At 67.1% G+C, this 13,417-nt stretch carries 8 protein-coding genes; 3 read left to right on the forward strand and 5 right to left on the reverse strand.

The annotated features are described in order from the left end of the window. Nucleotides 1-62: 62 nt before the first annotated feature. The 5 genes from VGU00_RS04770 to VGU00_RS04790 form a co-directional block, all read right to left on the reverse strand. Complete coding sequence (locus tag VGU00_RS04770; RefSeq protein ID WP_327466033.1) at nt 63-2,585, reverse strand: penicillin-binding protein 1A; 2,523 nt, start codon at nt 2,583-2,585, stop codon at nt 63-65. Nucleotides 2,586-2,647: 62 nt separating this feature from the next. Next, nucleotides 2,648-3,271 (reverse strand): TetR/AcrR family transcriptional regulator, encoded by a 624-nt coding sequence (locus VGU00_RS04775; protein WP_327466035.1) that lies wholly within the window; start codon nt 3,269-3,271, stop codon nt 2,648-2,650. Then, nucleotides 3,268-4,413 carry a DSD1 family PLP-dependent enzyme gene (locus tag VGU00_RS04780; RefSeq protein WP_327466038.1) on the reverse strand — a complete coding sequence of 382 codons (1,146 nt, stop codon included), beginning with the start codon at nt 4,411-4,413 and terminating at the stop codon, nt 3,268-3,270. The genes VGU00_RS04775 and VGU00_RS04780 overlap by 4 nt, the downstream gene beginning before the upstream one ends. Then, nucleotides 4,410-5,663, reverse strand: a complete 1,254-nt coding sequence (locus VGU00_RS04785; RefSeq protein ID WP_327466040.1) for a D-arabinono-1,4-lactone oxidase — start codon at nt 5,661-5,663, stop codon at nt 4,410-4,412. The genes VGU00_RS04780 and VGU00_RS04785 overlap by 4 nt, the downstream gene beginning before the upstream one ends. A gap of 83 nt (nt 5,664-5,746) precedes the next feature. Then, a complete protein-coding gene (locus VGU00_RS04790; RefSeq protein ID WP_414713501.1) occupies nt 5,747-7,009 on the reverse strand; it encodes an N-acetylmuramoyl-L-alanine amidase in 1,263 nt (420 codons plus the stop codon). A gap of 605 nt (nt 7,010-7,614) precedes the next feature. Between VGU00_RS04790 and VGU00_RS04795 the strand changes: the two genes are divergently transcribed. From VGU00_RS04795 to VGU00_RS04805, 3 genes are all read left to right on the forward strand, one after another. Then, on the forward strand, nt 7,615-10,230 hold the full coding sequence (locus VGU00_RS04795) for a ribonuclease E/G (protein ID WP_327466042.1): 2,616 nt from the start codon (nt 7,615-7,617) through the stop codon (nt 10,228-10,230). A gap of 116 nt (nt 10,231-10,346) precedes the next feature. Beyond that, nucleotides 10,347-11,750: a M48 family metalloprotease gene (locus VGU00_RS04800; RefSeq protein ID WP_327466044.1), complete on the forward strand. Its 1,404-nt coding sequence runs from the start codon at nt 10,347-10,349 to the stop codon at nt 11,748-11,750. Between the two features lie 56 nt (nt 11,751-11,806). Then, entirely contained in the window at nt 11,807-13,414 is a 1,608-nt protein-coding gene (locus VGU00_RS04805; RefSeq protein WP_327466046.1) for a DsbA family protein, read from the forward strand. The last annotated feature ends 3 nt before the right edge of the window (nt 13,415-13,417 follow it).

Raw genomic sequence — 13,417 nt, forward strand, 5'->3', positions numbered from 1 at the left:
CTGAAATATGTTGGTCCCGCCCTTACGGCCTCAAAGGCCGCAGGGGAAGGCGGTGCGCGACGTCAGATGATGCCGCCGCGGTCGTCGAGGAAATCGCTGTCGGTGCGGCCCGTCGTGCCCTTTTGCGCGGGGCCGCTGGAGCGCTTCGGTGCCTTGATCGGCTTGATTTCCTCTTCGCGGATCGTCCGGCGCGGTTCGCTTTCGGGCTTGAACGCCTCCCAGATGATCGAGGCCTTGGGATCGGTGCCCGGCCAGCTGCCATAGACGCGACGGCCCGACTGGCGATCGATACGCACCATGCGCACGCCCTTGGGCGCGGTAAAGGGAACCGGCTGGCGATCGGCGAGCGCGGCGAGCGCGAAATCCTTGAAGATCGGCGCCGCATAGCTGCCGCCCTGCGCATAGCCGCCCATGCTGCGCGGCTGGTCGAAGCCGATATACATGCCCGCGATCACGTCGGGCGTGCCGCCGACGAACCAGACGTCGTTGGGGCCCGAGGTCGTCCCCGTCTTGCCGAACAGCGGCACGCCGAGGTCGCGCAGCCGCACCGCAGTGCCGCGCTGGACGACGCCTTCGAGCATGTGGACGACCTGATAGGCGGTGATCGGGTCCATCAGCTGCTTGCCCGACTTGGCAAAGCGCGGCATCGGCCGGCCGTCCCAATCCTTCTTGTTGCAACCCTCGCACGGTTTCCAGTTCGCGGGGAAGATGACCTTGCCACGGCGGTCCTGCGCATAATCGATGACGCGCGGTTTCAGCGCGCGACCGTGATTGGCGAGCATCGCATAGGCATTGGTGATCTTCTCGACCGTGGTCGAACCCGCGCCGAGCGCGGTCGAAAGATAGGGCTCGTGCTTGCCGATACCCATCGTGCCGATCATTTCGACCACCGGCTCCATGCCGACCTGGCTCGCCGCACGCACCGTCATCAGGTTACGCGACTGTTCGAGGCCCCAGCGCATCGTATGTTCGCCCGAGCCGCCCGCGCCACCGAAGTTGCGGAAGCATTTGTTGCCGAAACGCGCCCCCTGATAGACGCAGAAAGGCCCGTCGACGATCATCGTCGCCGGGGTCATGCCATTGTCGAGCGCGGCGGCGTAGACGAAGGGCTTGATCGTCGAGCCGGGCTGGCGTTCGGCTTGCGTCGCGCGGTTGAAGGGCGACAGGCGGACGTCGAAGCCGCCTTGCATCGCATAGATGCGGCCCGAATGTGGACTTTCGACGACCATGCCGCCCGACACTTCCGGGATGTTACGCAGCGCGTAGCCGCTGCCGCCGGTGGACTTGACGACGATCAGGTCGCCCGGGCGCATCGCCGAAAAAGCGCTGCCGCCGGTCTTGCGATAGCCCATTGTCGCGGCACTGGCGGGAAGCGTGCCCGTGTCGCCATTGGCAAAGCCGATACGCGCACCCGCCGCCGATTTCGACAGCACGGCGGCAACCCGCCAATTGTCGTAGTCGATGCCGATGAAGCTCGACGCAAGGCGGCTCTGCCACTGGTCGTCGGCCTCGATCGTCGCGATCGGGCCCGACCAGCCCTTGCCCGCATCGTAGCGCTGAAGCCCCTTACGCAGTGCCATCGTCGCGCCCTGCTGCATCTTGCCGTCATAGGGCGTGCGTACCCAAAGACCGCCAGCGTAAACGCTGTGCGGACCGTTTTCGGCTGTTTCGCCGAACTGGGCAATCAGCTGGCGCCGCACCTCTTCCATGTAATAGCCGCCGACCTGCGCGATCGCGGTGTTACCGCTGTTGGTCAGACCGAGCGGCATCGCGCGGGCGGCGTCGCGCTGCGCGGCGGTGATCCAGCCATTGCTTTCCATCGATCCCAGCACGAAGTTCCGGCGCGCCAGCGCCTCGCGCTCGAAACGGGCGCGCCCGTATTTTTCGGGCGCCTTGGGCAGGATCGCGAGGAACGCCATCTCGTGCAGCTGGAGCTGGTCGACATCCTTGTCGAAATAGGCGCGGCTCGCGGCCTGTACCCCGAAGCTGCGCCGACCGAGCGGGATTTCGTTCAGATAAAGCTCGAGAATCTGTTCCTTGGTCAGCGCATCCTCGATGCGCATCGCGAGGATCGCTTCGCGCACCTTGCGACGATAGCTGAGTTCGTTGGTCAGCAGCAGGTTCTTCGCGACCTGCTGGGTGATCGTCGAGGCGCCGACGGGGCGCCCGCTGCTGGTCAGGTTGGTGACGATCGCGGTCGCAATGCCCGGATAGTCGATGCCGCCATGGCTGAAGAAGGTCTTGTCCTCGGCCGCGAGGAAGGATCGCACCAGGAGCTGCGGATATTCGCTATATTCGAGCTGGACGCGCCGGTCGCGGGCATAGGCATGCACTGGCTTGCCTTCGCCGTCGCGGACCATCGTCGGCAGTGCCGGTTCATAGTCGCGTAGCTGGTCGACCGACGGAAGGTCGCGCGCGAAAACCACCCAGATCAGGGCGATGCAGAGTGCGCCAGCGAGGGCAAGATAGCCCAGCCAGCGAAACCAGCGCCGCGTCCACATATCGCGGAACCACGCGATGACGGCATTGCTGTCGCGGCGCAGGCGCAGGCGCAGGCGGAAATCGGGCGGACTGTCAGCGGCCATATGTCCCCGCCTCTAAAGCCTGAGTCGCCGAAAGGGAAGCATGCTTGCGGCGAGGCGCGCGACTAGCCCCCGTCCGTCGGGTCGAGCAGCACGGAGCGCAGCGTCGCGGCCACCTGCGCCAGCACCGTTTCGACGGAAACCCGGTCTTCCTCATACAGCATTTCGTCGGCGGCGAAGCCGAGTTCGACCGCGAGCCGCAGCCGCGACCAGAGGATTTTGCGCTCGGTGCCGGGAAGCTGCGGCGCGCAGGCATCGGTCAGCCGGTCGGTCACATGGCGATGCGATTCGAGCCGGACATGCACGAGCTGCGGCGAGGCGTGCAGCGCGCGCAGGATCCACACCGCGCCCGGTTCGGCACGCGTCACCGCGGCATTTTCGGCCAGCAGGTCGCCGATATGTTCGGCCATGCCGGCGAGCCCGCCGGGCGCGTGGCGGGCGATCCAGCGTTCGAGCACCGCATTCTGGCGATCCATCAGCCGCCGCCCCAGCGCCTCCAGCACCGCATATTTGTCGTCGAAATAGCGATAGAGCGCAGGCGGGGTCAGCCCCGCGCGCGCGGCGATCATGTTCGTCGAGATGCGGTCGACCCCGACCTCGGCAAGCAGCGCCCCCGCGACGTCGAGCAGCCGTTCGCGCGTGTGCCGCGCGCGATCCTGTTGCGGCGGCTGGCGAACGGCGAGCGTCACCGGGCGCGGCCGCGCGCGCCGACCGGCCAGATGTCGATCAGCGTGTCGCCCGCGACGACATGGTAGCTGTCATAGAGATTCACGGTCGGGTCGCAGTGCGGCACCGTCAGGCTGACCGGATCGCCGGGTTCGAGCTGCGTGCCGATATCGGGTGCGATCAAGGCGGCATGCTCGTCACCCATGAAAGCGAAAAAGGCGGTTTCGGGGGCGCCGCGCCGGACGACCGCGACGCCGCCGTCGGTCGAGAGCGACTTGAATCCGGCGTCGATGGTGACGAGGCCGCTGTGGTTCGCGCTGACCACGCGCGCGTCGACGCCGAGCGACACCTCGAACGGCGCCGCACCATCGCCGGTCAGGTCACAGTCGAGATATTGCTTGTCCATGAAGACATAGCTGCCCGCCTGCAATTCGGTGAAAACGCCGAGGTCGAGGTCGATGCGGTGCGTGCCGGTGCCCGAGCCGGTGACGATGCCGGGCGCGAAACCGGCGTCGGTCAGCGCCGCGACGATGCCCTGCAGATAATCGGTGCGCTCGGCGATCGCGGCGCGGCGTTCGGCATAATTTTCGATATGCTGCTGCGAGCCGCAATAAAATTGCACCCCGCGACAGGTAAGGTTCGGTGCGGCGGCGATTGCCTGCGCAAGCGCCACCGCTGCTTCGGCCGACGCGACGCCGGTGCGCGCGATGCCGGGGTCGATATCGATGATGACGTCGAGTTTCGCTCCCGCCGCCGCCAGCGCTGCATCGATCCGCCCCGCGACCGCGGGATGATCGACCACCACCATCAGGCGGTCCGCGGTCTTTGCCAGTTTCGCGAGGCGGTCGATCGCGGCGGGCGCCGCGACGGGCGAGGTGATGAGGATGCCCGGCACCCCGCCAGCGGCCAGCACCTCGGCCTCGCCGATCTTCGCGCAGCACACGCCTACCGCGCCCGCGGCGATCTGGCGCAACGCGATATCGACGCTCTTGTGCGTCTTGGCGTGCGGGCGCAGCGCGACGCCATGGCTAGCGGCGAGCGTCGCCATCGCCGCGATATTGCGGTCGAGCGCATCGATATCGAGGATGAGCGCCGGGGTGTTGAGGTCGGCGCGCGAGCCCTGCCGGCCGATCAGATGGTCGTGCAATTCACGGTCGGTCGTCATGCGAACAAGGCCTCCAGATGCGGATTGAGAAATTTGCCGGCCGGGTCGGCCGCGCGGCGCACCGCGGTATAGCGCCCCGCCATCGGGTAAAGCGCCGCGACGTCGGCGCGGTTCAATGTGTGACGCTTCGCCCAGTGCGGCCGGCCGCCGGCGCCGCGAAAGATGGTTTCGGCGCCGGCAAACAGGCCGGCCCAAGGCATTTTCGCATATTGGTGCATCGAGATCGCCGCGACGGGACCCGCGTTCATCGGGCTCATCCAGATATCGTCGGCGGCGACGACGCGATATTCGAAGGGAAAGGTGACGGGCAACCGTTTCCGCCGTATCCAGCCGACGACTTCGTCGAGCGCGTCGAGCCCGGCGGCGCGCGGCATTTCATATTCCATTTCCTCGAACCGCAGCGTCCGGTCGGAGGGGAAGATGCTGTACGCGGGGCCGCGACGGCGGCCCGCAATGCCGCTTTTCATCATCGCCCGTTGCAAGAAGGGCGTGAGGAACGGCAGCCGGGCGGCAATATCGAGAATGCGCCGGAAGGTCGCCTCGTCCATATCGGTCGTGCTCGGCGGCGGGTCGCACGGATCGCAAAGGTCGAGTGTTTTCACGATCACATGGTCGCTGTGCGGGAAAAACCAGAATTCGATATGACGGTGCTGCTGCGCGAGTTCGTCATAGCTCTCGCGGATTTCGGACCAGCGGCGCTTTTCGATCCGTTCGGCGAGGTGGAAGGCGGGAACGACCGCGACCTCGATCTCGGTCGCGATACCGAACAGGCCGAGCGACAGGCGCTGCGCCTGGTACAGGTCGGCGTTGGTGTCGGCGTCGCACCAATGCGCCTCGCCATTGGCCCCGACCAGCCGGAAGCCGCGCGCGAAGGTCGACAGCGAACCGAGGTCGGTTCCGGTGCCGTGCGTGCCCGTCGCCATCGCGCCCGCGAGCGACTGCGGATTGACGTCGCCCTGGTTGGCGAGCGCCAGCCCTTCCTCCCACAGCGCCGCGGTCAGTCGGCGAATGCTCCAGCCCGCCGGGATACGCGCGCTCTGCCGATCGGCGGCGACATGGATCGCGCCCGCCAGATCGTCGAGGCTGACGATCAGTTCGTCCGATTCACACAGCGGCATGAAACTGTGCCCCGCCCCCGCGACGCGCAGCCGGTGCGCGCTGCGTATGAGCATCGCGAGTTCGTCCTCGCTTTGCGGGCGTGCGATTTGCGCGGCCGCCGTCACGCTGCCCGACCAGTTGCTCCACGCCATGCCTCTTCTCCCGAAACCAGCGCCGCAACGCTGTTCGCGAAAGAAAAGTTAGTCAAGACTATATTATTGCCGGAGAGGGCGCCTCAGCGCGCCGCGATCTGCCGTGCGAAATGAATTTGCACCGCGTCGCGAACACCGCGCGCGACCTTTTTCTGGCCCGCTGCCGACGCGAGGAATTCGGCATCATCCTTGTTCGAAATGAAGCCGGTTTCGAACAGGACCGAGGGCGTATCGGGTGCCTTGAGCACGATGAACGAGGCGAAGCGGTGCGCGCTCGTGCGGAATTTGACACCGTCCGACGCCTCGCGCTGGAGCAGCCGGGCGAAATCGGATGCAACGTTCATCGTCTCGCGCTGGGTGAGGTCTAGCAGGATCGCCGATACGTCGCCGCTGTGCGCGCCAAGGTCGACGCCGTTGATCACATTGGCCTTGTTCTCGCGCGCCGCGAGCCGCGCGGCCTCGCGATCGGACGCGACCTCGGACAGCGTATAGATCGATGCGCCGCTCGCCTGCTGATTCTCGGCGGCATCGGCGTGGACCGAGATGAACAGGTCGGCCTTGAGCCGCCGCGCGATGCCGAAACGTTCCTCGAGCACCAGAAAACGGTCATCGGCACGCGTCAATGCGACGCGCACGCGCCCCGAAGCGAGCAGGTCGTCGCGGATCGCGCGGGCGAGCGCGAGGGTGATGTCCTTTTCGCGCTTGCCGCTGTGCGGGCTGATCGCGCCGGGATCATGCCCGCCGTGCCCCGCGTCGATCACGACGAGCGGCAGGCGATCATTGTCCGGCCCCTCGATGCGCGGAAGCGCGACCGCGGGCTTGGGTTTGCCGATCGGCACCGTCACGCTGTATCGTTTTTCAGGCGGCTTGGCGCGAAAACCGGCGGGTGGCTGCAAGATGGTGCGCGGACTGCGCGAGGCGCGTTCGAATTCGCCCGCCGACACGGGGCGGAGCTGGAAGGTCAGGCTGCGCCCGTCGGCCGCGAAACGCCCGCCCGACACAACCGCCGGCCGCGCGAGGTCGAGGACGATCCGCGCCGTATCGGGCGCCGTCTGTCCCTGCCGCACCGCACGAACGAGGCCGCCGCCCGCCGCCGACCGGCCGACCTGCGCGCCCGCGATGTCGAGCGCGATGCGGTCCGGGCCTGCCAGAAGGAAGGATGAGGCCCCCGCGACAACATCGTCGAAGCGCAGCGTGATTTCCGAATCGCCGATTTCGACCGCGCCGATTTGCCCCGCCAGCGCCGCCGCGGGATTCGCCATCATGGCCATCAGGACGAAGAGCGGGCCCATGACGCTTCTATGCCGCCAGCGCGCGGCGATGGTCCAGTGCTTATTCGAAAACATGAGGCCCCCGGCGGCAGGATGTCGTGAACCGGACATTAGCCATCGGGTGTCAAACCCCGGTCAATCGGCAGGGTTAACCGGCGATTCAGCATGATCCGACGGATCGGCATAATTGCAACACCACGCGGCGATCCTATCTTTGTGCCTTGGTTGTGGTTGCCGTCGGGACATGCCGATGCTAGCACGCCCTCACTGACGGTGTCGTTCCCGGTGCCGTCCGGCCTTTTGAGGGGAAGGCCTGCTCCGCAAATATGCGGAACATGGCCGCCTTGGCGCCGGACATGCGGGGAAGGACGACCTGCCGCCAGTCCACCCGGTTGACCGGACAGTCGGGGCGTTCGCATGACGCCCGCCCTGCCCGCCCGCTCATCCCGTAACAGGTTGATGCCGCATGAGGCTTGCCATGCCCTCTTCTATTCGCGACGCGGGCGCTTTCGCCCCGGTCGTCGCCGGATATGAAGACCGCATGCGCGTCCACGACCGGACGCAGGCCCCCCGCGGCAATAACGTCTTTTTCCTTTTCACCCATATCCGCCGCAGCAACCCTTCGGGGCTGTTCGCGGGATTTTTTGATGGCGCGCCGAGGCGCGCTTGGAGTGTAACTAATGACCACGCGCATGTTGATCGACGCGCGGCACCGGGAAGAAACCCGGGTCGCCGTCACCAAGGGAAACCGCATCGAGGAGTTTGATTTCGAGTCCGCCGAGCACAAGCAGCTCAAGGGCAATATCTATCTGGCCAAGGTAACCCGCGTCGAACCGTCGCTGCAGGCGGCGTTCGTCGAATATGGCGGCAATCGCCACGGCTTCCTCGCCTTTAGCGAAATCCACCCCGACTATTACCAGATTCCGAAGGAAGACCGCGACGCGCTGCTGCGCGAAGAGGCCGAGCACGCCGCCGCCGCTGCCCAGCGCGCCGAGGAAGACCTCGACGAGCTCGAAGGCGATGTCGCCGACGTCGAATACCACGACGACGAAAATGGCGACGCCCCCGCCCCCGAAACCATCGGCGAAGACGCCGAGGGCGACGAGGAAGACGGCGCCGAGAATGGCGATGCCGAAGACGGCGAAGGCGAAGAGGGCGCCGAAGAGGGCAAGGATGGCCGCAGCGACCGCAAGCGCCGCGGGCGGGACGGCCGCAAGGGCGGCCGGGGCCGCGGGCGCAGCCGCCGGGGCGACGAGGAGGACGGCGAAAGCCGCATGTCGCTGCGCCGCCGCTACAAGATCCAGGACGTCATCCGTCGCCGCCAGGTGATGCTGGTGCAGGTCGTCAAGGAAGAGCGCGGCAACAAGGGCGCCGCGCTCACCACCTATCTGTCGCTCGCCGGCCGTTATTGCGTGCTGATGCCCAATACGATGCACGGCGGCGGGATCAGCCGCAAGATTTCGAACGGTGCCGATCGCCGCAAGCTGAAGGCGATGATCGACGAGCTCAACCTGCCGCCGACGATGGGCTGCATCGTCCGCACCGCGGGGATGAGCCGCACCAAGGTCGAGATCAAGCGCGACTTCGACTATCTCGCCCGCCTGTGGGACGAGATTCGCGAGAATACGCTGGGCTCGAGCGCCCCGGCGCTGATTCATTCGGACAGCGACCTCGTCAAACGCGCGATCCGCGATATCTATCACAAGGATATCGAGGAAGTGCTCGTCGAGGGCGATGAGGGCTATAAGGCGGCGAAGCAGTTCATGAAACTGCTGATGCCGAGCCACGCGCGGCGCGTGAAGCAATATGCCGACCCGGTATCGCTCTATCAGCGCTACGGCGTCGAGGACCAGCTCGCCGGGATGCTCAATCCCGTCGTCCAGCTGAAATCGGGCGGTTATCTGGTGATCAACCCGACCGAGGCTTTGGTGTCGATCGACATCAACTCGGGCCGCTCGACGCGCGAGCATAATATCGAGCAGACCGCGCTCAGCACCAACCTCGAGGCCGCGGCCGAGATCGCCCGCCAGCTCCGCCTGCGCGACATGGCGGGCCTCGTCGTGATCGACTTCATCGACATGGATCATGGCTCGAACGTCCGCAAGGTCGAACGCGCGATGAAGGACGCGCTGAAGAATGATCGCGCGCGCATCCAGGTCGGCCGCATCTCGGGCTTTGGCCTGATGGAGATGAGCCGCCAGCGCCTGCGTACCGGCGTGCTCGAAGCATCGACGCGCCCGTGCCCGCATTGCGAAGGCACCGGCCTTGTCCGCACCGCATCGTCGGCAGGGCTCAGCGCGCTGCGCCTGATCGAAGAAGAAGCCGCGCGCGGCAAGGGCAACAAGATCACCCTGCGCGCGAGCCAGGAAGCGACCTTCTACCTGCTCAACGAAAAGCGCCGCGAACTGCGCGAGATCGAGGAGCTTTACGGCGTTTCGGTCGAAATCCTGCCCGACGGCGAAACCGAGGGTGCGCGGATGGCGGTCGAGGTCAGCGGCCCGCCGCCGATCGCGCGCCGCAGCTTTGCCCCCATCGCGCCGATCGAGGATGATGAGGACGACGACTTCCCCGAGGATGAGGAAGAAGACGCCGAAGAAGAGGCGGCCGAAGAGCGCCCCGCCCGTTCGCGTGACCGCGAAGAGGCCGATGGCGAAGGCGACGGCGAGGGCCGCAAGCGCCGCCGCCGCCGCCGCCGTGGCCGCCGCGGCCGCCGTGACGAGGAGGGCAGCGAAGCCGGCGATGTCGTCGAAGACGGCGAGGAAGGCGAAAGCGAAGCGGGCGAAGCCGACGATGTCGTCGCCGCTCCAGCCGAAGACGCTGTCGAAGCGGAGGCCGAAGAGGCCGATGCGAAGCCGCGTCGTCGCCGTGGCGGACGCGGTCGCAAGAAGGCCGATGCGGTAGAGACTGCCGACGAGGTCGCGGCCGAAGCCGAAGCACCCGCAGAGGTTGTGGAAGCGGCCGAGCCGGTTGCCGAAGAAGCCCCGGTTGCCGAGGAAAAGCCGAAGCGCAAACGCGCCCCGCGCAAGACGAAGGCCGCTGCGGCCGCCGAAGCCGAAGCTACGGAAACCGCCGAAGCCCCGGCCCTCGAAGCGCCCGCGCCCGAAGCGGCGGAAGCCGAGCCCGAACCCGCCAAGCCCGCGCCCAAGAAGCGTGCGAGCCGCGCGAAAAAGGCGGTCGCTGCCGAAGCGGCAGCCGAACCCGCGACCGCCGGCGAAGCCGAACCGGTGGCGGCCGAGGGCGAAGGCCCCGACGGCGAACCGCGCCGCGGCTGGTGGCAGCGCACGTTTGGCAATTGAACCGCGGCAATTGATCGCAGAAATCGCAAGCTGATCTTGCGTCCGCGCGACCCGACCCCCAATAAGCCCCCATGGCTTCACTTGGGGTTCAGGCGCGCGGCGCAAGAGACGCGGGGATGACCGCTTTCCCGCCGCAGACCCTGTTCGGCGCGCCAAGGCCGCGCACCATTTTCCGTATCGTCCTCACCTTGCTGGCGATGTTCGCCATAGCGATGCGCCCGGCAGCCGCGCAGTCGATCCTGCGCGATGCCGAAACCGAGGCCCTGTTCCAGGACATGATGGACCCGTTGCTCGTCGCGGCGGGGCTGCAGCCCGGACAGGTCCGCGTCCACCTGCTTGGCGACCGCAGCATCAACGCCTTCGTCGCGGGCAGCCAGGACATCTATGTTTTCAGCGGGCTGATCGAAGCCGCCGACAGCGCCGAAGAGGTGCAGGGCGTGCTCGCGCACGAACTCGGCCATGTGATGGGCGGCCACGCGATCCGCGTGAACGACGGCGCCAAGGCGGCGACGAACATCTCGCTGCTCAGCCTGCTGCTCGGCGCGGCGGCGATCGCGGCGGGCGGCGGCGAGGCGGGAATGGGGATCATGATGGCGGGCCAGCAGGCCGCGCTCGGCAAGTTTCTCGCGTTCAGCCGCGTCCAGGAATCGACCGCCGACGCCGCCGGCGCGCAATATCTGTCGAAGGCGGGGATCAGCGGCCGCGGCAGCCTGGCTTTCTTCAAGAAGCTCCAGAATCTCGAATTTCGCTATGCGGTGAAGCAGGACGACGATCAGGCCTATGGCCGGACCCACCCGATGTCGGGCGATCGTATCCAGACGCTGCGCGAAGTCTATGTGGTCGATCCGGCGTGGAACAAGCCCGCCGACCCGGCGATCGAAAAGCGGTTCCAGCGGATCAAGGCCAAGCTGTCGGGCTATATGTCCGACCCCGACCGGACGCTCCGCCAGTTCCCCGAAAGCAACAGCAGCATCCCGGCGCGCTATGCCCGCGCTTATGCCTGGCACAAGAGCGCTTACCCGCAAAAAGCGCTCGCCGAGGTCGAGGGCCTGCTCGCCACCAACCCCGACGACCCCTATTTCCTCGAACTCGAAGGACAGGTCCTGCTCGAATCGGGCCGCCCCAAGGAGGCGATCCCGGCGCTGCGCAAGGCGGTTGCGCGATCGCGGTCGCAGCCGCTGATCAGCGCGACGCTGGGCCATGCGCTGATCGCGACCGAGGACCCCGCCAATTTCGTCGAGGCCGAGGAAGTGCTCAAGACCGCGGTCGCGCTCGACAACCAGAATCCCTTTGCCTGGTACCAGCTCGGCATCGTCTATGCGAACAAGGGCGATCAGGCGCGCGCCGCGCTCGCCTCGGCGGAACGGTACAGCCTCGAGGGTGGACAGGCGGGGCTGGCGCTGCGTAATGCCGAAACGGCGATGCAGGGGCTGCCCCAGGGGTCGCCCGACTGGATCCGTGCACAGGATATTTCGCTGGTCGCTCGCGCCGAGGTGGAACGCGAGCGCAAACGGCGCTAGATTCACCGGAACAATGCGGGAACTGCATCGCCAATACCGATGCGCAAGGGCAACAAGTGACTGACAAAAAAGACGATTATTACCAGCCTTGGCTGCGCGACCCCGCGCCGACGCCGGGCATGGGCGCGCCGCGACCCGACGAAGGGCTGGCGAAGCCGAAAGACGAACCCCCGGTCGGCATCGACCTGACGCGCTATAACGCACCCGAAAAACCCCGCGATCCGCTGGTGAAGCCCGAGGCGATCAAGGCGAGCGCAGCGAATCTGTGGGATCGCATCCAGAACGGCGCCGAGGCATTCGCCGACTGGACGATCCGCGTCGGCGACCGCGCCGACATCCCCGCACGCGTCGAGGCGATGGAAATTCCGCGCCGATCGCGCGAACTGGCCGCAAAGACCGGGGCGCTGACTGCGCGCGCCGCGCGCGCCGCAGGCCGCGGTTCGGCGCAGGCTGGCCGTGCGGCCGCCAGGGCCAGCGGCGAGGCGTGGGACAAGATGGCGCTCGGCGACAAGGCGCGGAAGCTGTCGAGCGAGGCCGGACGCGGACTTGGCGAGGTCGCGGGCAAGACCAGGGCCGGCGTCGTCGACATCGCCCGCGCAAGCGGCGAAAGCATCCGCGACGGCATCGGCGATGCCGCCAGCAAGTTGCGCCCGGCGCCGCGCGAGGAGCCGGCACCGCCGCCCTCTGGGCTCGAACAATTGCTCGCACGCGAGGAGGCCGCAGCGGCCAAGGCGGACGCGCCCGCCGCGCCCGACCTGCCGCTGTTCGCCGGCGACGCGGCGATCCCGGCGATGGCGAAACCCGCGTCGGCGAGCCCGGCCGTGCCGATGGAAGGCGACGACCGCTCGCCGATCGCACAGCCGGCGAAAAAGGCCGCGGGGACCAAAGCGATGTCGGCACAGCGGCTGCCGGAAGTGAGGGGGACGGGAATGGATGGCGTTTCAACGCGCCCATGGGTCATCGCGGCCGGCGGGATCCTCCTGCTCGCCGTCGTTTTCTGGCTCGGCGGGCGTTTCGGCGGCGGGATGAGCAAGAGCGAGGTCGAGAGCGTAGTCGCCGACTATATCAAGGCGAACCCGCAGATCATTCCCGAAGCGCTCGAGGCGCAACGCAGGCAGGAAATCGCCAAGGCGATCGACCAGATTCGTCCCGCGCTCGAGAAGCCCTATGCCGGCGCGTGGGCGGGCAATGCCGACGGCGACGTCACGTTGGTCGTGTTCACCGACTATGCCTGCGGCTTCTGCCGCGCCAGCGTGCCCGACGTCGACCGGCTGATCCGCGAGGACAAGCGCCTGAAGGTCGTGTTCCGCGAACTGCCGATCATCGCGCCGCAAAGCCGCGACGCCGCGATCATGGCGCTCGCCGCCGCGCGGCAGGGCAAATATGACGCATTCCATCATGCGATGTTCGCCGCGGGTTCGCTCGACAAGGCGGCGATCGCCGCCGCGGCGGAAAAGGTCGGGGTCGTCACCGACGGCAGCGCCGACGCAACCGCGAACGAGGCGCTCTTCCAGCGCGAGCTCGACAGCAACCTCGCAATCGCGACGCAGCTCCAGCTCAACGCCACCCCGACCTGGATCGTCGGCGACCAGCTGTTCCAGGGCCAGATCGGTTATGATGCGTTGAAGCAGGCGGTCGCAAAGGCCCGCACGGCGAAAAGCTGAGCG

It is taken from the genome of Sphingopyxis sp. (assembly GCF_035944815.1).
Taxonomy (GTDB): Bacteria; Pseudomonadota; Alphaproteobacteria; order Sphingomonadales; family Sphingomonadaceae; genus Sphingopyxis.